The organism is Streptomyces sp. NPDC088252, assembly GCF_044740965.1.
GTDB lineage: Bacteria > Actinomycetota > Actinomycetes > Streptomycetales > Streptomycetaceae > Streptomyces.
Genome location: NZ_JBIURS010000002.1, coordinates 558,822 through 579,652, shown reverse-complemented (window position 1 = coordinate 579,652; position 20,831 = coordinate 558,822). Strand labels below are relative to the sequence as shown.

General features: G+C 66.7%; 18 protein-coding genes. 9 read left to right on the top strand and 9 right to left on the bottom strand.

What is annotated here, in order from left to right; genetic code table 11:
* Nucleotides 1–72: 72 nt before the first annotated feature.
* Nucleotides 73–1,035 carry a thioredoxin-disulfide reductase gene (gene trxB / locus ACIOHC_RS06405; protein WP_365689435.1) on the top strand — a complete coding sequence of 321 codons (963 nt, stop codon included), beginning with the start codon at nucleotides 73–75 and terminating at the stop codon, nucleotides 1,033–1,035.
* 49 nt (nucleotides 1,036–1,084) lie between these two features.
* Entirely contained in the window at nucleotides 1,085–1,417 is a 333-nt protein-coding gene (gene trxA, locus ACIOHC_RS06400; RefSeq protein ID WP_351072285.1) for a thioredoxin, read from the top strand.
* 75 nt (nucleotides 1,418–1,492) lie between these two features.
* Here trxA and ACIOHC_RS06395 read toward each other — a convergent pair whose 3' ends face one another.
* From ACIOHC_RS06395 to rpmH, 9 genes are all read right to left on the bottom strand, one after another.
* Nucleotides 1,493–2,110, bottom strand: a complete 618-nt coding sequence (locus ACIOHC_RS06395) for a GNAT family N-acetyltransferase (protein WP_351072282.1) — start codon at nucleotides 2,108–2,110, stop codon at nucleotides 1,493–1,495.
* 303 nt (nucleotides 2,111–2,413) lie between these two features.
* Nucleotides 2,414–3,514 (bottom strand): ParB/RepB/Spo0J family partition protein, encoded by a 1,101-nt coding sequence (locus ACIOHC_RS06390; RefSeq protein ID WP_351072279.1) that lies wholly within the window; start codon nucleotides 3,512–3,514, stop codon nucleotides 2,414–2,416.
* Nucleotides 3,511–4,587, bottom strand: a complete 1,077-nt coding sequence (locus tag ACIOHC_RS06385) for a ParA family protein (RefSeq protein WP_351072340.1) — start codon at nucleotides 4,585–4,587, stop codon at nucleotides 3,511–3,513. Before ACIOHC_RS06385 ends, ACIOHC_RS06390 begins: the two co-directional genes overlap by 4 nt.
* 292 nt (nucleotides 4,588–4,879) lie before the next feature.
* The gene (gene rsmG / locus ACIOHC_RS06380; RefSeq protein WP_351072276.1) at nucleotides 4,880–5,596 is read right to left on the bottom strand and encodes a 16S rRNA (guanine(527)-N(7))-methyltransferase RsmG; all 717 of its coding nucleotides are present in this window, start codon (nucleotides 5,594–5,596) and stop codon (nucleotides 4,880–4,882) included.
* A gap of 109 nt (nucleotides 5,597–5,705) precedes the next feature.
* Nucleotides 5,706–6,215: a R3H domain-containing nucleic acid-binding protein gene (locus ACIOHC_RS06375; protein ID WP_114245516.1), complete on the bottom strand. Its 510-nt coding sequence runs from the start codon at nucleotides 6,213–6,215 to the stop codon at nucleotides 5,706–5,708.
* A 14-nt stretch (nucleotides 6,216–6,229) separates the two neighbouring features.
* On the bottom strand, nucleotides 6,230–7,480 hold the full coding sequence (gene yidC / locus ACIOHC_RS06370; RefSeq protein WP_365689436.1) for a membrane protein insertase YidC: 1,251 nt from the start codon (nucleotides 7,478–7,480) through the stop codon (nucleotides 6,230–6,232).
* Nucleotides 7,481–7,483: 3 nt separating this feature from the next.
* The gene (yidD, locus tag ACIOHC_RS06365) at nucleotides 7,484–7,843 is read right to left on the bottom strand and encodes a membrane protein insertion efficiency factor YidD (RefSeq protein WP_351072271.1); all 360 of its coding nucleotides are present in this window, start codon (nucleotides 7,841–7,843) and stop codon (nucleotides 7,484–7,486) included.
* The gene (gene rnpA, locus ACIOHC_RS06360; protein WP_351072269.1) at nucleotides 7,840–8,211 is read right to left on the bottom strand and encodes a ribonuclease P protein component; all 372 of its coding nucleotides are present in this window, start codon (nucleotides 8,209–8,211) and stop codon (nucleotides 7,840–7,842) included. Before rnpA ends, yidD begins: the two co-directional genes overlap by 4 nt.
* 18 nt (nucleotides 8,212–8,229) lie before the next feature.
* Nucleotides 8,230–8,367 (bottom strand): 50S ribosomal protein L34, encoded by a 138-nt coding sequence (gene rpmH / locus ACIOHC_RS06355; protein ID WP_030930485.1) that lies wholly within the window; start codon nucleotides 8,365–8,367, stop codon nucleotides 8,230–8,232.
* Between the two features lie 381 nt (nucleotides 8,368–8,748).
* Between rpmH and dnaA the strand changes: the two genes are divergently transcribed.
* The 7 genes from dnaA to gyrA all read left to right on the top strand — a co-directional run bounded on the left by dnaA (nucleotide 8,749) and on the right by gyrA (nucleotide 20,786).
* The gene (gene dnaA / locus ACIOHC_RS06350) at nucleotides 8,749–10,551 is read left to right on the top strand and encodes a chromosomal replication initiator protein DnaA (RefSeq protein ID WP_389636026.1); all 1,803 of its coding nucleotides are present in this window, start codon (nucleotides 8,749–8,751) and stop codon (nucleotides 10,549–10,551) included.
* A gap of 1,134 nt (nucleotides 10,552–11,685) precedes the next feature.
* On the top strand, nucleotides 11,686–12,816 hold the full coding sequence (dnaN, locus tag ACIOHC_RS06345) for a DNA polymerase III subunit beta (protein ID WP_351072338.1): 1,131 nt from the start codon (nucleotides 11,686–11,688) through the stop codon (nucleotides 12,814–12,816).
* 131 nt (nucleotides 12,817–12,947) lie between these two features.
* A complete protein-coding gene (gene gnd, locus ACIOHC_RS06340; protein WP_351072263.1) occupies nucleotides 12,948–13,826 on the top strand; it encodes a phosphogluconate dehydrogenase (NAD(+)-dependent, decarboxylating) in 879 nt (292 codons plus the stop codon).
* A gap of 84 nt (nucleotides 13,827–13,910) precedes the next feature.
* Nucleotides 13,911–15,041 (top strand): DNA replication/repair protein RecF, encoded by a 1,131-nt coding sequence (gene recF / locus ACIOHC_RS06335; RefSeq protein ID WP_365689437.1) that lies wholly within the window; start codon nucleotides 13,911–13,913, stop codon nucleotides 15,039–15,041.
* Nucleotides 15,038–15,610 carry a DciA family protein gene (locus ACIOHC_RS06330; protein ID WP_351072256.1) on the top strand — a complete coding sequence of 191 codons (573 nt, stop codon included), beginning with the start codon at nucleotides 15,038–15,040 and terminating at the stop codon, nucleotides 15,608–15,610. Before recF ends, ACIOHC_RS06330 begins: the two co-directional genes overlap by 4 nt.
* A 399-nt stretch (nucleotides 15,611–16,009) precedes the next feature.
* The gene (gene gyrB / locus ACIOHC_RS06325; protein WP_351072253.1) at nucleotides 16,010–18,097 is read left to right on the top strand and encodes a DNA topoisomerase (ATP-hydrolyzing) subunit B; all 2,088 of its coding nucleotides are present in this window, start codon (nucleotides 16,010–16,012) and stop codon (nucleotides 18,095–18,097) included.
* Nucleotides 18,098–18,143: 46 nt separating this feature from the next.
* Entirely contained in the window at nucleotides 18,144–20,786 is a 2,643-nt protein-coding gene (gene gyrA, locus ACIOHC_RS06320) for a DNA gyrase subunit A (protein WP_351072250.1), read from the top strand.
* Nucleotides 20,787–20,831: the final 45 nt, after the last annotated feature.

Here is a 20,831-nt window from a genome sequence, read left to right as displayed (position 1 = left end):
GGGGTGAGAGTCGTTGAACCGGCCCCAGTAGGCGTGGACAGTAGGCAGTCTGCAGAGACGAGGAAGAAACCCGTGAGCGACGTCCGTAACGTGATCATCATCGGCTCCGGCCCCGCGGGCTACACGGCCGCCCTTTACACCGCACGCGCCTCACTGAAGCCGCTGGTGTTCGAGGGCGCCGTCACCGCCGGTGGCGCGCTGATGAACACCACCGACGTGGAGAACTTCCCGGGCTTCCAGGACGGGATCATGGGCCCCGAGCTCATGGACAACATGCGCGCCCAGGCGGAGCGCTTCGGCGCCGAGCTCGTCCCCGACGATGTCGTCTCCGTGGACCTCACCGGAGACATCAAGACGGTGACCGACACGGCCGGGACGGTGCACCGCGCCAAGGCCGTGATCGTGACGACCGGCTCCCAGCACCGCAAGCTGGGCCTGCCCAACGAGGATGCGCTCTCCGGTCGGGGCGTCTCCTGGTGTGCCACCTGTGACGGCTTCTTCTTCAAGGACCAGGACATCGCCGTGGTCGGCGGTGGTGACACCGCGATGGAGGAGGCGACCTTCCTCTCCCGCTTCGCCAAGTCGGTCACCATCGTCCACCGCCGTGACTCGCTGCGGGCCTCCAAGGCCATGCAGGACCGCGCCTTCGCCGACCCGAAGATCAAGTTTGCCTGGGACAGCGAGGTTGCCGGGGTCCACGGTGAGCAGAAGCTGTCCGGTCTGACCCTGCGGAACACCAAGACCGGCGAGACATCGGAGCTCGCGGTGACCGGGCTGTTCATCGCTGTGGGCCACGACCCGCGCACCGAGCTCTTCAAGGGCCAGCTCGACCTCGACGACGAGGGCTACCTCAAGGTCGACGCCCCCTCGACACGCACCAACCTGACCGGTGTCTTCGGCGCCGGTGACGTAGTCGACCACACCTACAGGCAGGCCATCACCGCTGCCGGTACGGGCTGCTCGGCCGCTCTCGACGCCGAACGCTTCCTCGCTGCGCTCGCTGATGACGAGAAGGCCGCTGCGGCCACCGTCTGACCCACGACTCTCTCACCACCCCACACCCCAAGTAGTTAAGGAGGCCGCCGTGGCCGGCGCCCTGAAGAACGTGACCGACGACTCCTTCGACGAGGTCGTCCTGAAGAGCGAGAAGCCCGTACTGGTGGACTTCTGGGCCGCTTGGTGCGGTCCCTGCCGCCAGATCGCGCCGTCGCTGGAGGCCATCGCTGCCGAGCACGGCGACCAGATCGAGATCGTCAAGCTCAACATCGACGAGAACCCGGCCACGGCCGCCAAGTACGGCGTCATGTCCATCCCGACCCTGAACGTCTACCAGGGCGGCGAGGTCGCCAAGACCATCGTCGGCGCCAAGCCGAAGGCCGCGATCCTCCGCGACCTCGAAGGCTTCATCGGCGAGTAGGACCGCGGTCCTCTGTTTCACGTGAAACGGGTCCATCCCTCGGGGGGATGGACCCGTTTCACGTTTGTCCTTCGGTCACAGCGGCCGCAGCGCCGGTTCCTTCTGGACGGCACCCAGCAACCGGTCCAGCGCCAGCTCAACGTCTTCCTTCCAGGAAAGCGTCGTACGCAGCTCCAGTCTCAGCCGTGGATAAGCGGGATGCGGCCGTACGGTCTTGAAGCCCACCGCCAGCAGATGATCCGCGGGCAGCACACAGGCGGGTTCCTTCCACCGGGCATCCCCGAAGGCCTCGATCGCCTTGAATCCCCGACGCAGGAGATCCTTGGCGACGGTCTGCACCATGACCCGCCCCAGACCCTGTCCCTGGTAACCCGGCACGATCCAGGCAGTCATCAGCTGCACGGCATCGGAGGAGACGGGACTCGTCGGAAAAGCCGTCGAGCGCGGCACATAGGCCGGCGGCGCATAGAGAACGAACCCCACCGGCACATCGTCGACATAGACGACGCGACCGCAGGAGCCCCACTCCAGCAGAACGGCCGAGATCCAGGCCTCTTTCTCCAGCTCGGGCCTTCCTGCTTTTACCGCAGCATCCCCGCTGACCGGATCAAGCTCCCAGAAGACACACGAGCGGCAGCGCCTGGGGAGATCGGAAAGGTTGTCCAGTGTGAGCGGTACGAGCCGACGCCCCATGAAGGCTGTTCCTCGCTTCCTTCGCCCGCCGTATCGCGTACGGCAGTCAGTGCACTCCGTTCGAGGAGCAGGCTGCCGAAGAACCCTCCGACAGCCCCCAGGCCCAGCCCTACTGTCACCAGTCGGCTGCGGCTCACTGATCGCATGGCCCTCCCTCCGCCGAGTTGACTCAAGCCGGATGTGCCATACCAGAACGCATCGTATCCACCCAGAGATGAAGCCGACACCGAGAGAAAGCAAAGGGCGGGCCGTGTTCCGGTATGCACCCGGACACAGCCCGCCCCTCAGCCCATCCGACAGAGGTCAGCCCTTGTCACCGTCAGCGGGATCGTCGGACGGTCCCTGATCCAGCACTCGCCCCTCACCCGGTGCCAGGCTGCCGAGGATGCGGTCCAGATCCTCCATCGACGCGAACTCGACGACGATCTTTCCCTTCTTCTGTCCGAGGTCGACCTTCACCCGGGTCTCGAAGCGATCCGACAGTCGGGAGGCAAGATCAGTCAGTGCTGGCGACACCCGGCCACCGGCTCGGGGCCCCTTGGGCTTGGTGGGACTCGTGGACCTGGACCCCATGAGAGTCACGATCTCTTCGACAGCCCGCACCGACAGCCCTTCGGCCACGATGCGATGCGCCAGCCTGTCCTGCTCCTCCGAGTCGTCCACGGACAGCAGCGCCCGCGCATGACCGGCCGACAGAACCCCGGCCGCAACCCTGCGCTGAACCGGAGGCGACAGCCTCAGCAGACGCAGCGTGTTGGACACCTGAGGGCGCGAACGCCCGATCCGGTCGGCCAGCTGGTCATGCGTGCACTTGAAGTCTTTGAGCAGCTGGTCGTACGCAGCCGCTTCCTCCAAGGGGTTCAACTGAGCCCGGTGAAGATTCTCCAGGAGCGCGTCCAGGAGAAGCTTCTCGTCGTCCGTGTCCCGGACGATGGACGGGATCCGTTCCAGACCCGCCTCACGGCAGGCCCTCCAGCGACGCTCACCCATGATGAGCTCATAGCGATCCGGACCCGTCTTCCGCACAACCACTGGCTGGAGAAGACCCACCTCCTTGATGGAGGTCACCAGCTCGGCAAGTGCGTCCTCGTCGAACACCTCACGGGGCTGACGCGGATTCGGAGTGATGGAGCCGAGTGGAACCTCGGCAAAGTACGCACCGGCAGCTCCTGCCGACTCCACGCCGGCTTCGGGTGCCCCAACCGACGCACTCGGCTCCGACACAACCGGCGCGGACGCGAGAGCGGTCACCTTCGCAGCGGCCACCCCCCGCTCTGCCGTCAAGACAGGACCCGCCCCAGGAGACACTGAACCCGCCCCCGTGGACGGCACCTGCTTCTCCTGGGGAGCGGCGGGGATCAGGGCACCCAGCCCACGCCCCAACCCTCTTCGACGCTCGCTCACTGAATCCCCTCCGAAATGCTCTGCTGACTGTTCCCATTGCCCGTGTGGGCATGCTGGGCCTCGTACTGGACACCGACACCCCGCAGGGCGATCTCACGCGCCGCTTCGAGGTACGAGAGCGACCCGCTCGAACCCGGGTCATAGGTCAGCACGGTCTGCCCATAGCTCGGTGCCTCCGAGATCCGTACCGACCGCGGAATGCTCGTCCGCAACACCTCTTTGCCGAAGTGGCTGCGCACCTCCTCCGCAACCTGCGAAGCGAGCCTGGTCCGGCCGTCATACATGGTGAGCAGGATCGTCGACACATGCAGAGCGGGGTTGAGATGGCCCCGCACCAGGTCCACATTGCGCAGCAACTGCCCCAGTCCTTCCAGGGCGTAGTACTCGCACTGGATGGGAATCAGTACCTCGGCACCGGCGACCATGGCATTGACCGTCAGTAGACCGAGAGACGGTGGACAGTCGATCAGGATGTAGTCCAGCGGCTGCTCGTACGCCTGGATCGCCCGCTGCAGTCGACTCTCCCGCGCCACCAGCGACACCAGCTCGATCTCCGCACCGGCGAGATCGATGGTGGCGGGGGCGCAGAAGAGGCCTTCGACGTCCGGGACAGGCTGGACCACCTCGGAGAGCGGCCTGCTCTCCACCAGGACGTCATAGATGGAGGGAACTTCGGCATGGTGATCGATGCCCAGAGCTGTAGAGGCATTGCCCTGCGGGTCAAGATCGACCACCAGAACGCGTGCACCGTGGAGCGCGAGCGAGGCGGCAAGGTTGACCGTCGTGGTCGTCTTGCCCACCCCGCCCTTTTGATTGGCCACCACCATGACGCGCGTCCGGTCAGGACGAGGCAGGCCCTCGCCGGCGCGGCCAAGGGCCTCGACCGCCAGCTGGGCCGCGCGACCGATGGGTGTGTCGTCCATCGGCGGCGGTGTTTCACGTGAAACACCCTCCCCCGCCGATTCGGTTCGGGGACCGGGGACCGGATCGGTCATCGGTCCCGCAATGTTGGCGTCGGACCGCAAGGATTCACTCTCCTCGACTTCAGGCTCGCAATGAACAGAGCCTGCCATGCTTTCGGGGTCGTGAACCAGCGAGGCCCGCTCTTCTGTGGATGAATCCACTTCTGTGGACAACTCCGTAGTCCTATCGGGCCCGCGATGCCGCGGTGCGGCAGCCGCACGACCGCGGCTGATGATCCCATGCAGCAGAGAGCGACGTTTCACGTGAAACACGATGCCCCTGCAGCGTAGCTACAGGGGCACGACACTCCGCACGGGGCATGTAAGGCTACTTGCCGGGATCATTACCAACAGACGGCACAAACCGTACGTAGTGGTTGAGCCCACAGCGCGACCAAGCGGGTCAGCGGCGCCGCCGCGTACGGCTCGTCCTCGCGGCCTTGGCCCTCTTTGCGGCGAACCTCACACCACCCGGGCTCTCGCCGACCACCACACGCACCACCGTGGACATCGGATCGACGATGCCCTCTCCGACATGCAGCACCTCGGTCTCCACCACACCGAGCTTACTCAGGGCCGCGCGCGCCCCGGCGATCTCCTCCTCGGCGGTATCCCCCTTGAGCGCCAGCATCTCCCCGTACGGACGCAGCAGCGGAACGCCCCAGCCAGCAAGCCGGTCGAGCGGCGCCACGGCCCGAGCCGTCACCACGTGAACCGGCTGCAGCGTTCCCAGGACCTCCTCGGCCCGGCCACGCACGACCGTCACATGGTCCAGCCCCAACAGTTCGACGACTTCCTGGAGGAAGTTCGTCCGACGGAGCAGGGGCTCCAACAAAGTGATCTTGAGATCCGGACGCACCAGCGCCAAGGGGATACCCGGTAGACCCGCCCCCGAGCCCACATCGCAGACCGTGACCCCTTCGGGCACGACCTCGGAAAGCACCGCGCAGTTCAGCAGATGCCGCTCCCACAGGCGCGGCACCTCACGCGGGCCGATCAGCCCGCGCTTCACCCCGGCATCCGCCAGCAGTTCCGCGTACCGGACAGCCTCCGGGAAGAAATCGCCGAAAACCGCCCGCGCCCCTTCGGGCGCCTGGGGAAGCTCTACTTCCGCCGTCACGGGAACCGTCCTTCCATACCGCACTACCGCACTGTGGGTGGCTGACTATCAGGCTGATAAAGATCGGCCCCGCCTGCGAACAGACGGGGCCGACAGAACAAGGGTCCGGTCAGGCCGGGAGAACGACGACGAAGCGCTGCGGCTCCTCGCCCTCGGACTCACTGCGCAGACCGGCGGCCGCGACCGCATCGTGCACGACCTTGCGCTCGAACGGCGTCATCGGGTCCAGCTTCACCGGCTCACCGGTGCTCTTGACCTCATCAGCGGCCTTGGCGCCCAGCTCGGCGAGCTCGGCCCGCTTCTTGGCCCGGAAGCCCGCGATGTCCAGCATCAGCCGACTGCGGTCACCGGTCTCCCGGTGCACAGCAAGCCGCGTCAGCTCCTGGAGCGCCTCCAGCACCTCACCGTCGCGGCCCACGAGCTTCTGCAGATCACGTGCCGAATCGCTGATGATCGAAACCGCGGCCCGGTCCGCCTCGACGTCCATGTCGATGTCGCCGTCGAGATCGGCGATGTCGAGCAGGCCCTCAAGATAGTCCGCTGCGATCTCGCCCTCCTGCTCAAGGCGGGTCAAGGTGTCGCTGCCCTCAGCGGCCGTGGAGGTGGTGCCTTCCGTCACGGATGGACTCCTTCTTACTTCTTGGACGGGTGCTTGGGCCGCTGCGGACCCTTGCGCTGTCCGGACTTGGCTTGGCGTGAGGAGCCGGACGCGGACTTGCCCTCCGGCTTGGGCTTGTCGTCCTGCGATCCGTCCTGCTTCTGCAGGGAGGTCTTGGATCCCGACTCGGTGGAGCCGGCGTCCTTGGCGCCACCGGTCTGACGCTGGGCCTTGGTCTGGCGCTTGGGCTGCTGACGCCGCCCCGCGGCTCCGCCCTCGGTCTCGGCAAGAGCCGTGTCGCTCTTGATCACCGTGCCGTCCTCCTGGGCGGCGAGGCCCAGCTTGGCCAGCCCCGTGATGAACTTCCGCTCGATGTCATTGCGGTCCGGGCCCTTGGACACGATCCGCTTCACCGTATTGCGCTTGGTCCTGCCACGGACTTCACCGTGAGCGGTGACGCTCTTCAGCAGACGTCCCAGGTACTGGTCCTGCGCCTTGCTGCCCGGCGTCGGGTTCTGGTTGATCACGTACATCTGCTGACCCATGGTCCAGACGTTGGTGGTCAGCCAGTAGACGAGGACACCGACGGGGAAGTTGATGCCCATGACGGCGAAGATCACGGGGAAGATGTACATCAGCATCTTCTGCTGCTGCATGTACGGCGTCTTGACCGTCAGGTCGACGTTCTTCGTCATCAACTGGCGCTGGGTGAAGAACTGCGACGCCGACATCATCACGATCATGACCGCGGTGACGACCCGGACGTCGAGCAGAGAGGCACCGAGAGCGCTGACGTCCGACGCGCTGTCCATGAACTTGGCAGCAAGCGGAGCACCGAAGATGTGTGCCTTACGGGCACTGTCGAGCAGCGGCTGGTCGATGACGCCGATCGTCTTGCCCGAGGCGATGGCCGACAGCACGTGATACAGGGCGAAGAAGAACGGCGACTGCGCCAGGATGGGAAGGCACGAGGAGAGCGGGTTGGTGCCTGTCTCCTTGTACAGCTTCATCATCTCTTCGGACTGACGCTGCTTGTCGTTCTTGTAGCGCTCCTGGATCGCCTTCATCTTCGGCTGGAGCACCTGCATGTTCCGGGTCGACTTGATCTGCTTAACGAAAAGCGGGATCAGGCAGATCCGGATCAGCACCACCAGGGACACGATGGACAGGCCCCAGGCCCAGCCCGTGTCATCGCCGAAGATCGCTCCGTACAACTTGTGGAACTGGACGATGACCCATGAAACGGGCCAGGTGATAAAGCTGAACAGACTGGCAATCGTGTCCACTAATCAGGCTCCTTGAGCTTTGGGCGAAGTCTCTGCGGCCGGGCTCGGGGGTTCGGAAGCCGACCCCCCGGGAGGCACATCAACGACGGAGTCCCCGCCCTTGCTGCCACGTATTGCATTACGCAGCAGTTCGTGCCAACGCGGGCGTTTGCGTGGCGGAACGTGATCCACGCCGCCGGGTGACCACGGATTGCACCGAAGGATGCGCCAGGCCGTCAGCGCAGTTCCCTTGATCGCTCCGTGCCGGTCGATCGCCGTATATCCATAGTGGGAACACGACGGGTAGTAACGGCAGACAGGCCCGAGAAATGGGCTGATCGTCCACTGGTACAGCTTGATAAGAGCCAGCAGCGGGTACTTCATCGCGCGCCACCTCCCAGCAGCCGCTGCAGAGCGGCGTCCAGGTCTCGGGCCAGCTGTTCATGGTCGGCGTCGCCCGCACCGGGCAACGCTCGTACGACAACCAGGCTACCGGGGGGCAGCAGGGCCAGCCGTTCGCGGACCAGGTGGCGAAGCCTGCGCTTCACCGCTGTGCGCACAACCGCTCCACCCACGGATTTGCTGACAACGAAACCCGCACGCGGCGGGGGAGCGTTCTCCCCAGTCACGTGCGGGTCCGTTGCACCGCTGCGTAGATGAACGACGAGTAGCGGGCGGCCGGCCCGGCGTCCTCGACGTACTGCGGTCGCGAAGTCCTCGCGCCGCCTCAGCCGATTCTCGGTAGGCAGCACGTCATGACCTGTAAGCGATCAGGCGGACAGGTTGGCGCGACCCTTGCCACGGCGGGACGCGAGGATCGCGCGGCCGGCTCGGGTGCGCATACGCAGCCGGAAGCCGTGGGTCTTCGCGCGACGACGGTTGTTCGGCTGGAAGGTGCGCTTGCTCACTCGGGGGCTCCAGAAATGACTCGTGTGTTGGCGGGACATCGCCTGGCTGTCACCGTGCGCCCACGAGGAACTCGCGTAAACGCTCTAGTGCACCGCTTCACAATCACAGATCGTGATCTTTGCCCATCGGAGGCAGGCGGCAGCAGCCATCGACAACTCGACCTGGTCACGGTACGCGCGGCTACGCCATCCGGTCAAACCGGCTCCGCAGCACCCCGCACTGTGCACAGCCTGTGGACAACGACTTGAACCACGCGGGTCGGCCTGACTACCGTGGCTGAACTCCGGTTCTTTTTCTTCCTGCCTGCCGGTCCTCACCCATCCCGACCCATCCCGTCCCGAGAACCACACATTCGTGGGACCAGCGAGAGAGCGTGCCTTGTGGCTGATGTACCTGCCGATCTTGCCGCAGTGTGGCCACGCGTGCTGGAGCAACTCCTCGGAGAGGGCCAGCAGGGCATCGAGCCGAAGGACAAACAGTGGATCGAGCGCTGCCAGCCGCTCGCACTGGTCGCCGACACGGCGCTGCTCGCCGTACCCAATGAATGGGGCAAGCGCGTCCTGGAGGGCCGGCTCGCGCCGCTCATCAGCGAGACGCTGAGCCGGGAGTGCGGCCGCCCGATCCGCATCGCGATCACCGTCGACGACTCCGCAGGCGAGCCTCCGAGACCGCCCGCGCCTCCGATGCACCAGTCCCAGCAGCCCCAGCAGCACCGCTATCCGGGACCGCAGCACGACGAGCGTCAGCACAACGACGCGTACGACGGATACGGGCACCGGCCCTCGGACGACGGCATGCCGACCGCGCGTCCCGCCTACCCCGACTACCAGCAGCAGCGCCCCGACCCCGGTGCGTGGCCACGCGCCCAGGAGGACCTCTCCTGGCAGCAGCCGCGGCTCGGTGGATTCCAGGACCGCGACACCTCCGCGGAGCAGTGGCGCGAGTCGTACGGCGGCGGCCGCCCCCAGCAGCCGCAGCACGACTACCGGCCGCAGCCGCCCGAGCGCCAGGGCTACGAACAGCAGCGCCCCGAGCACCACGACATGCAGGAGCCCCAGCACCGGCAGGGCGGCGCGGGCACCGGCCGGCCCGGCGGCGGCACCGGGCCGATGGGCGCACAGCCCGCCCCCGCACCCGGCCCCGGTGAGCCGGCGGCACGGCTGAATCCGAAGTACCTCTTCGACACCTTCGTCATCGGTGCGTCCAACCGGTTCGCGCACGCCGCGGCGGTCGCGGTGGCCGAGGCACCCGCGAAGGCGTACAACCCGCTCTTCATCTATGGGGAGTCCGGACTCGGCAAGACCCATCTGCTGCACGCCATCGGGCACTACGCCCGCAGCCTCTACCCGGGCACGCGGGTGCGGTACGTGAGCTCCGAGGAGTTCACCAACGAGTTCATCAACTCGATCCGCGACGGCAAGGGCGACACCTTCCGCAAGCGCTACCGCGACGTGGACATCCTGCTCGTCGACGACATCCAGTTCCTGGCGAGCAAGGAATCGACGCAGGAGGAGTTCTTCCACACCTTCAATACGCTCCACAACGCGAACAAGCAGATCGTGCTGTCCTCCGACCGGCCGCCCAAGCAGCTGGTGACTCTGGAGGACCGGTTGCGGAACCGTTTCGAGTGGGGTCTGACCACCGATGTGCAGCCGCCGGAGCTGGAGACGCGGATCGCGATCCTCCGCAAGAAGGCGGTACAGGAGCAGCTCAACGCCCCGCCGGAGGTACTGGAGTTCATCGCGTCCCGAATCTCCCGGAACATCAGGGAGTTGGAGGGGGCACTGATCCGGGTCACGGCCTTCGCCAGCCTCAACCGTCAGCCGGTGGACCTCGGGCTGACCGAGCATGTGCTGAAGGACCTGATTCCGGGGGGCGAGGACTCGGCTCCGGAGATCACGGCGACGGCCATCATGGCGGCGACCGCCGACTACTTCGGTCTGACGGTGGACGATCTCTGCGGAACCTCGCGCAGCCGCGTGCTGGTGACGGCCCGCCAGATCGCCATGTACCTCTGCCGGGAGCTGACCGATCTCTCACTGCCCAAGATCGGGGCACAGTTCGGCGGTCGCGACCATACGACGGTGATGCACGCGGACCGGAAGATCCGTGCGTTGATGGCGGAGCGACGCTCCATCTACAACCAGGTCACCGAGCTCACCAACCGCATCAAGAATGGCTGACGGCCGGCAGTACACGCTCTGTACGCGCCACAGGGGCGCTCGGACATCCCTCACAGGGCTCTCCGAGCGCCCTTCCGCGTTGTCCGGCTCCTACCCGGAGCCTGCCCTACCCGGAGCCTGCCCGGAGCCTTCCTGGAACTCCCCGGGCGGCTCCGGGGCTTCCCCGAGCTCTCCCTGAGCCGCCCAAGATCCGCCCTGGGGACCATCGGACGCCGCCGCGGAACCCGCATGAAGGCCCTCTCAGCACCTCAGGCCGCTTCCTGAGACCCTCCCGAGCTCCGAAAACGCCCTCCAGAGCTCCCCGAACCTCGCCGCCGGCCCCCTCCGAAACCCGTTCCCGGGCCTCCGGCGCGGTCGCGGTGTTCGAATACCTGCCGTCGACCGTCCGTTCTCCACAGATCTGGGGAGAATCCCCCCTCCACAGCCTGGGGATTGGGAAGTTGTCCATATTGCTTCCACAGGGGCGACTGTCGATACTCCATCAGGCCAGGTCAAGGGCTTGGGGATTTGTGGTCAACAGTGATCCACAGGCTGTGGACAACTTCTTCGTCCACAAGGAGCCGATGATGTTGTCCACCAGCGGCCCACAGCCCGGCCTGTGTTGTCCCCAGCTTGGTTGAGCTTCTCCACACCTCTGTCCACTGTTCGGCAACGCAACACCGCCTTTCACTGTGCAGAGTGAAAGGCGTCACACCAAGAAGGTCGGTTGGGCTGTGGGGAACCTGGGTAAAGCTGGGGACAGCCCTGGGGAGAAACCCCCCTGCCCTGTGCATCGGGTGTGCAGAACTTTCGCGTGTCCACAGAACCACCGGGTTGTCCACCGGTGCCACCCACAGGGTCGGTGGACAAAAAACTGGGCCTGACCTGGGAAAACGACGTTATCCACGGTTTCCACAGGCCCTACTACTACTGCCACCTAGAGTTAGCCCGGAATCCGCTTCGAAGTGGAGCCTGTGCACAACTCGGCGCCGGAGCGCTCCGAAGCTCTTGTCGCGACTTGACCCCGAGCAGCACCGAGTGTCGGTGCCGTACGTCAGACTGGTCCCCGGCGTCCTCCCGCTCTCATCGGCGGGGCGACCCGATCAGACGACGAAGGCCAGCAGGGCGAGCGAGCAACAGCAGGAGGCGGTTCCGGTGAAGATCCGGGTGGAGCGCGATGTACTCGCGGAGGCTGTGGCCTGGGTGGCCCGTAGCCTCCCGGCCCGTCCGCCGGCGCCCGTTCTCGCGGGCCTTTTGCTGAAGGCTGAGGACGGCGCCCTCAGCTTCTCCAGCTTCGACTACGAGGTCTCGGCCCGGGTCTCGGTGGACGCCGAGGTCGAGGAGGACGGCACGGTGCTGGTCTCCGGCCGGCTGCTCGCCGACATCTGCCGTGCCCTTCCCAACCGCCCGGTGGAGATTTCCACAGACGGTGTACGGGCGACCGTGGTCTGCGGCTCCTCGCGATTCACCCTCCACACCCTTCCTGTGGAGGAGTACCCGGCGCTGCCGGAGATGCCGACCGCGACCGGCACGGTCCCCGGTGAGGTCTTCGCCTCGGCCGCCGCCCAGGTCGCCATCGCAGCGGGCCGCGACGACACGCTGCCGGTCCTGACCGGCGTGCGGATCGAGATCGAGGGCGAGACCGTCACCCTGGCCTCCACCGACCGCTACCGCTTCGCGGTCCGCGAGTTCCTCTGGAAGCCGGAGAACCCGGATGCCTCGGCCGTCGCCCTGGTGCCCGCCAAGACGTTGCTGGACACCGCCAAGGCGCTGACCAGCGGTGACACGGTGACTCTGGCGCTTTCCGGCTCGGGCGCCGGTGAGGGGCTGATCGGTTTCGAGGGCGCGGGCCGGCGTACGACCACGCGACTGCTGGAAGGCGATCTGCCCAAGTACCGCACGCTGTTCCCCACCGAGTTCAACTCGGTCGCGGTCATCGAGACCGCTCCGTTCGTCGAGGCCGTCAAGCGTGTGGCCCTCGTCGCCGAGCGGAACACCCCGGTGCGGCTCAGCTTCGAGCAGGGCGTGCTGATCCTGGAGGCGGGGTCCAGCGACGACGCACAGGCTGTGGAGCGGGTCGACGCGGTGCTGGAGGGCGACGACATCTCGATCGCCTTCAACCCGACCTTCCTGCTGGACGGGCTGAGCGCGATCGACTCCCCGGTCGCCCAGCTCTCGTTCACGACATCCACCAAGCCCGCGCTGCTCAGCGGCCGCCCGGCCGTGGATGCCGAGGCGGACGACACGTACAAGTACCTGATCATGCCGGTGCGTCTCTCGGGCTGATCCGGCCACCGGTCCCGCAACGGCAGGTCCCGACGGGCACGCTCAGCGCCGAGCATGCCCGTCGGTCTGTCCCCGGCCGGGCGTAGGCTCGACTGTGGGTACGAATCGGCACAACGCTTAAGGAATCTCTGATGGAGCTCGGTCTCGTCGGCCTCGGCAAGATGGGCGGCAACATGCGCGAGCGCATCCGCCGCGCAGGCCACACCGTCATCGGTTACGACCGCAACCCGGACGTCTCGGATGTCCAGAGCCTCGAAGAGCTTGTGGGCAAGCTGAAGGGCCCCCGGGTCGTCTGGGTGATGGTTCCGGCCGGTGCCCCGACCCAGGCCACCATCGACGAGCTGGCCGGGCTCCTCTCGCCCGGTGACATCGTCGTGGACGGCGGGAATTCCCGCTGGACGGACGACGAGAAGCACGCGGTCGAGCTCGGCATCAAGGGCATCGGCTTCGTGGACTGCGGAGTCTCCGGCGGTGTCTGGGGCCTGGAGAACGGCTACGCGCTGATGTACGGCGGCGACGCCGAGAACGTGGCGAAGGTCCAGCCGGTCTTCGACGCGCTGAAGCCCGAGGGCGACTTCGGCTCCGTCCACGCGGGCAAGGTCGGCGCCGGTCACTTCGCGAAGATGGTCCACAACGGCATCGAGTACGCCATGATGCAGGCCTACGCCGAGGGCTGGGAGCTCCTGGAGAAGGTCGACTCCGTCACCGATGTGCGCGAGGTCTTCCGCTCCTGGCAGGAGGGTACGGTCATCCGTTCCTGGCTGCTCGACCTGGCGGTCAACGCACTGGACGACGACGAGCACCTTGAGAAGCTCCGTGGTTTCGCCGCCGATTCCGGTGAGGGCCGCTGGACGGTCGAGGCCGCGATCGACAACGCGGTGCCGCTGCCCGCGATCACAGCGTCGCTCTTCGCGCGTTTCGCCTCGCGCCAGGACGACTCCCCGCAGATGAAGATGATCGCCGCGCTGCGCAACCAGTTCGGTGGCCACGCGGTCGAGAGCAAGAAGTAGCCGAACGAGGAGCGGGCCGGGCCGAGGGGTCCGACCCGTACTACGGAGCACGGAGCAGGAAGCCGGGAAGGTCGGCGTACACCCATGCATGTCACGCATCTCTCGCTGGCCGACTTCCGCTCGTACGCCCGGGTCGAGGTACCTCTCGATCCGGGCGTCACCGCTTTCGTGGGGGCCAACGGCCAGGGCAAGACGAATCTGGTGGAGGCCGTCGGCTATCTCGCGACGCTCGGCAGCCACCGGGTGTCCTCCGACGCACCGCTGGTGCGGATGGGCGCGGACCGGGCCGTCGTCCGAGCCGCGGTCACACAGGGCGAGCGTTCGCAACTGGTCGAGCTGGAGCTCAATCCGGGCAAGGCGAATCGAGCCCGGATCAATAGATCGTCGCAGGTCAGGCCGCGTGATGTGCTGGGGATCGTGCGTACGGTGCTGTTCGCCCCGGAGGACCTGGCGCTGGTCAAGGGGGACCCCGGGGAGCGTCGGCGCTTTCTCGACGAGCTGATCACGGCGCGTTCGCCGCGGATGGCGGGTGTGCGTTCGGACTACGAGCGGGTGCTGAAGCAGCGCAACACCCTGCTGAAGTCGGCGGCGATGGCGCGCAGGCACGGTGGCCGGTCGATGGATCTGTCCACGCTCGATGTGTGGGATCAACATTTGGGCCGGGTCGGTGCGGAGCTGCTGGCGCAGCGCCTGGATCTGATCGCGACTCTGCAGCCGCTGGCCGACAAGGCGTACGCGGATGTGGCGCCGGGGGGTGGGCCGGTGGCGTTGGAGTACCGGAGTTCGGTCGGCGCGGGGGTGGATTCGGCGCGTACCCGTGAGGAGCTGTTCGAGCAGCTGATCGCGGCCCTGGCGGAGGTCCGCAAGCAGGAGATCGAGCGGGGTGTGACGTTGGTCGGCCCGCACCGCGACGATCTGTTGCTGGGGCTGCGCGGCATGCCCGCCAAGGGTTATGCGAGCCATGGTGAGTCCTGGTCGTACGCGCTGGCGCTGCGGCTGGCCTCGTACGAGCTGTTGCGCGGCGAGGGCAATGAGCCGGTGCTGGTGCTGGACGACGTCTTCGCCGAGCTGGACGCGCGTCGTCGTGAGCGGTTGGCGGAGTTGGTGGCGCCGGGTGAGCAGGTGCTGGTGACGGCCGCGGTGGACGACGACGTTCCGGGGGTTCTGGCGGGCACGCGGTATGCGGTGTCCGCAGGTGAGGTGGAGCGGCTGTGAGCGGTCGTGGTGAGGCGTCCGGGGAGCCGGCGCAGGCTCGGCCGGAGGAGGGCGGGCAGCCGGAGCCGTCGGGCGTCGATCTGGCGCGGGTGGCGTTGCGGGCGGCGAAGGAGCAGGCACGGGCGCGTGGAGCTGCTGCGCAGCAGAAGAAGCAGGCCAGGCGGGGCGGTGGGCTGCGTTCGGGGGCGCGGGCGGATGGGCGTGATCCGCTGCCGCTGGGGGCGGCGATCAATCGTCTGATCACCGAGCGTGGCTGGGAGACGCCCGCGGCGGTGGGTGGGGTGATGGGGCGCTGGCCGCAGATCGTCGGCGCGGATCTGGCCAATCACTGTGTGCCGTTGCGGTACGACGAGGATCCGGACGAGCGGGTGCTGACGGTGCAGTGCGATTCGACGGCGTGGGCGACGCAGCTGCGGTTGCTGGCGCCTCAGCTGGTGGCCCGGCTGAACGCGGATCTGGGACAGGGCACGGTGAGGTTGATCAAGGTGTTGGGGCCGGGGGGCCCGCAGCGTCGGTTCGGTCCCTTGCGGGCACCGGGGAGCACGGGGCCCGGCGATACGTACGGCTGAGTCTGTGAGCTGGGCTTCTTCCCGTTTCTGAGCGCGGTGGGGCGGTGTTCCGGGTGGAGCGCCGGCCCTGTCCGGGCTCTCGGCGGCGCTGTCCGTCGCATCCGAGTCGTGACGGTATGTGGTAGTTGCAACCGGACGGGAGGAGTGGGGCGTCCCTCACGGTAGCGGGAGGTTGACAGGCCGAAGCGCTCAATGCCCGTTTGAACGTCTTGGGGGGCCTTCCTGAATATGGGGAGTCGTCAGGCGCTGGTTCAGGGCGGCACATGCGTACTCAGGTACCCGCAAACCCCCATTCGTGTCAGTGCTACCGGTAGACTGGTGGACAATCCCGCATACCTGCGGGAGTCGTCGATACAAGCCGAACGACGCAGCCGCTCCCGTTTGCCCGGAGAACGGCCTGTGCTGTGCCAGAAAGGGCGCTTCGTGGCCGATTCCGGCAACCCCAACGAGAACATTCCGTCCACCCCCGGTGAGAGCGGCGAGGTCATCGCCTCGGGCGAGGTCTCCGCCTCGTACGACGCCAGCGCGATCACCGTCCTTGAGGGCCTGGACGCGGTCCGTAAGCGACCTGGCATGTACATCGGCTCGACCGGTGAGCGAGGCCTTCACCACCTCGTGCAAGAGGTTGTCGACAACTCGGTCGACGAGGCGATGGCCGGGCACGCGGACACGATCGACGTCACGATCCTCGCCGACGGCGGGGTCCGTGTGATCGACAACGGCCGGGGTATCCCGGTCGGCATCGTGCCGTCGGAGAAGAAGCCGGCGGTCGAGGTCGTTCTGACCGTCCTGCACGCCGGCGGCAAGTTCGGCGGCGGCGGTTATGCCGTCTCCGGTGGTCTGCACGGTGTCGGTGTCTCCGTGGTGAACGCGCTGTCGTCGCGTCTCTCCGTGGAGGTCCGGACGGACGGATACCGCTGGACCCAGGACTACAAGCTCGGTGTGCCCACCGCTCCGCTGGCCCGCAACGAGGCCACCGACGAGACAGGGACGTCCGTCACCTTCTGGGCCGACGGGGACATCTTCGAGACGACCGAGTACTCCTTCGAGACCTTGTCGCGCCGCTTCCAGGAGATGGCGTTCCTCAACAAGGGCCTGACCATCAAGCTCACCGACGAGCGCGAGTCGGCGAAGGCGACGCTGGGTGCCGAGGTCGCCGAGGTGGCCGAGGGCGCCGAGGCGGAGCAGGTCCGCACGGTCACGTACCACTACGAGGGCGGCATCGTCGACTTCGTGAAGTACCTGAACTCGCGCAAGGGCGATGTCATTCACCAGTCGGTGATCGACATCGAGGCCGAGGACAAGGAGCGCCTCCTCTCAGCCGAGATCGCGATGCAGTGGAACACGCAGTACAGCGAGGGTGTGTACTCCTTCGCGAACACGATCCACACGCACGAGGGCGGTACGCACGAGGAGGGCTTCCGTGCGGCGCTGACCACGCTGGTCAACAAGTACGCCCGTGAGAAGAAGCTGCTGCGCGAGAAGGACGACAACCTCACCGGTGACGACATCCGTGAGGGTCTGACGGCGATCATCTCGGTGAAGCTGGGCGAGCCGCAGTTCGAGGGGCAGACGAAGACCAAGCTGGGCAACACGGAGGCGAAGACCTTCGTCCAGAAGGTCGTCCACGAGCAGCTCACGGACTGGTTCGACCGCAATCCCAATGAGGCGGCCGACATCATCCGCAAGGGGATCGCGGCGGCCACGGCCCGTGTCGCGGCCCGCAAGGCGCGCGATCTGACCCGTCGCAAGGGGCTCCTGGAGAGCGCCTCGCTGCCGGGCAAGCTGAGCGACTGCCAGTCCAACGACCCGACGAAGTGCGAGATCTTCATCGTCGAGGGTGACTCCGCCGGTGGTTCGGCGAAGTCCGGCCGCAACCCGATGTACCAGGCGATCCTGCCCATCCGGGGCAAGATCCTGAACGTCGAGAAGGCCCGCGTCGACAAGATCCTGCAGAACACCGAGGTGCAGGCGCTGATCTCGGCCTTCGGTACCGGGGTCCACGAGGACTTCGACATCGAGAAGCTCCGCTATCACAAGATCATTCTGATGGCGGACGCCGATGTCGACGGTCAGCACATCAACACCCTGCTGCTGACGTTCCTCTTCCGCTTCATGCGTCCGCTGGTCGAGGCCGGGCACGTCTACCTCTCCCGCCCGCCGCTCTACAAGATCAAGTGGGGCCGGGACGACTTCGAGTACGCGTACTCGGACCGTGAGCGCGACGCTCTGGTCGAGCTGGGCAAGCAGAACGGCAAGCGCATCAAGGAAGACTCGATCCAGCGCTTCAAGGGCCTCGGCGAGATGAACGCCGAGGAGCTGCGCGTCACCACGATGGACGTCGACCACCGGGTCCTCGGCCAGGTCACGCTGGACGACGCGGCGCAGGCCGACGACCTCTTCTCGGTGCTGATGGGCGAGGACGTCGAGGCGCGGCGCTCGTTCATCCAGCGCAACGCCAAGGACGTCCGCTTCCTCGACATCTGAGTCGGCCGCACCAGCAAGCCGCCGCTCGAAAGGACTTTGACCAGCAATGGCCGACGAGAACACCCCTGTGACACCTGAAGAGGAGCCCACCACCGCCGGTGTGGGCATGCGTGTCGAGCCCGTGGGGCTCGAAACGGAGATGCAGCGCTCCTACCTCGACTACGCGATGTCCGTGATCGTCTCGCGTGCGCTGCCGGACGTACGGGACGGTCTCAAGCCCGTGCACCGCCGGGTGCTGTACGCGATGTACGACGGCGGCTACCGGCCCGAGAAGGGCTTCTACAAGTGCGCCCGTGTCGTCGGGGACGTCATGGGTACGTACCACCCGCACGGCGACTCGTCGATCTACGACGCACTGGTGCGACTGGCGCAGCCGTGGTCGATGCGCATGCCGCTGGTGGACTCCAACGGCAACTTCGGTTCTCCGGGCAACGACCCGGCCGCGGCCATGCGGTACACCGAGTGCAAGATGATGCCGCTGTCCATGGAGATGGTCCGGGACATCGACGAGGAGACCGTCGACTTCCAGGACAACTACGACGGCCGCAACCAGGAACCGACGGTTCTGCCGGCGCGCTTCCCGAACCTGCTGGTCAACGGTTCGGCGGGGATCGCGGTCGGCATGGCGACCAACATCCCGCCGCACAACCTGCGTGAGGTCGCGGCCGGTGCCCAGTGGTACCTGGAGCACCCGGAGGCCTCGCAGGAGGAGCTCCTGGACGCGCTGATCGAGCGGATCAAGGGGCCGGACTTCCCGACGGGCGCGCTCGTCGTGGGCCGCAAGGGCATCGAGGAGGCGTACCGCACCGGCCGCGGCTCGATCACGATGCGCGCGGTCGTCGCGGTCGAGGAGATCCAGAACCGGCAGTGCCTGGTCGTGACGGAGCTTCCGTACCAGACCAACCCGGACAACCTCGCGCAGAAGATCGCCGACCTGGTGAAGGACGGCAAGATCGGCGGGATCGCGGACGTCCGTGACGAGACCTCGTCGCGGACGGGTCAGCGCCTGGTCGTCGTGCTGAAGCGGGACGCGGTCGCCAAGGTCGTGCTGAACAACCTGTACAAGCACACCGACCTGCAGACCAACTTCGGTGCCAACATGCTGGCGCTGGTCGACGGTGTGCCGCGCACCCTCTCCATCGACGCGTTCATCCGCCACTGGGTGACGCACCAGATCGAGGTCATCGTCCGCCGTACGAGGTTCCGTCTGCGCAAGGCGGAGGAGCGGGCCCACATCCTGCGTGGCCTGCTCAAGGCGCTGGACGCGATCGACGAGGTCATCGCCCTCATCCGGCGCAGCCAGACGGTCGAGGTGGCGCGTGAGGGCCTGATGGGCCTGCTGGAGATCGACGACATCCAGGCGAACGCGATCCTGGAGATGCAGCTGCGCCGGCTCGCCGCGCTGGAGCACCAGAAGATCACGGCCGAGCACGACGAGCTCCAGGCGAAGATCAACGAGTACAACGCGATCCTGGTGTCGCCGGAGCGCCAGCGGCAGATCGTCAGTGAGGAACTGGGCGCGATCGTCGAGAAGTTCGGCGACGACCGGCGTTCCAAGCTGGTGCCCTTCGACGGTGACATGTCCATCGAGGACCTGATCGCCGAGGAGGACATCGTCGTCACGATCTCGCGCGGCGGCTATGTGAAGCGTACGAAGACGGACGACTACCGCTCGCAGAAGCGCGGCGGCAAGGGCGTGCGGGGCACGAAGCTCAAGGAAGACGACATCGTCGACCACTTCTTCGTGTCGACGACGCACCACTGGCTGCTGTTCTTCACGAACAAGGGCCGGGTGTACCGGGCGAAGGCGTACGAGCTCCCGGACGCCGGCCGTGACGCCCGTGGCCAGCACGTCGCCAACCTGCTGGCCTTCCAGCCGGACGAGCGGATCGCGCAGATCCTGGCGATCCGTGACTACGAGGCCGCGCCGTATCTGATCCTGGCCACGAAGGGCGGTCTGGTGAAGAAGACCGCGCTGAAGGACTACGACTCACCTCGGTCCGGTGGCGTCATCGCCATCAACCTCCGGGAGATGGACCACGGCGCCGAGGGCACGGCCGACGAGCTGATCGGTGCGGAGCTGGTGTCGGCCGAGGACGATCTGCTGCTGATCAGCAAGAAGGCGCAGTCGATCAGGTTCACTGCGACGGACGATGCGCTGCGCCCGATGGGCCGTGCCACTTCGGGTGTGAAGGGCATGAGTTTCCGCGAAGGCGACGAACTGCTCTCGATGAATGTTGTCCGGCCGGGTACGTTCGTGTTCACTGCCACCGACGGTGGTTACGCGAAGCGGACCGCCGTCGACGAGTACCGCGTTCAGGGTCGTGGCGGCCTGGGCATCAAGGCCGCCAAGATCGTGGAGGACCGGGGCTCGCTGGTCGGCGCGCTGGTGGTCGAGGAGTCGGACGAGATCCTCGCCATCACGCTCGGCGGTGGTGTGATTCGTACGCGAGTCAATGAAGTCAGGGAGACGGGCCGTGACACCATGGGCGTCCAACTGATCAATCTGGGCAAGCGCGATGCCGTCGTCGGCATCGCCCGCAACGCCGAAGCCGGCCGTGAGGCCGAAGAGGTCGAGGGGTCCGAGGACGCCGAGGCCGCCGAGGCCGCGACGGCGGAGGCTGCCGAGAGCACGGTCGAGGGCAATGTCGAAGGCACGTCGCCTTCGGCCGGGGAGCACGAGGAGTAGAGCGTGAGTGGAGCCACGGGCGCCGGTTCGGCCGCTTCCGGAGCT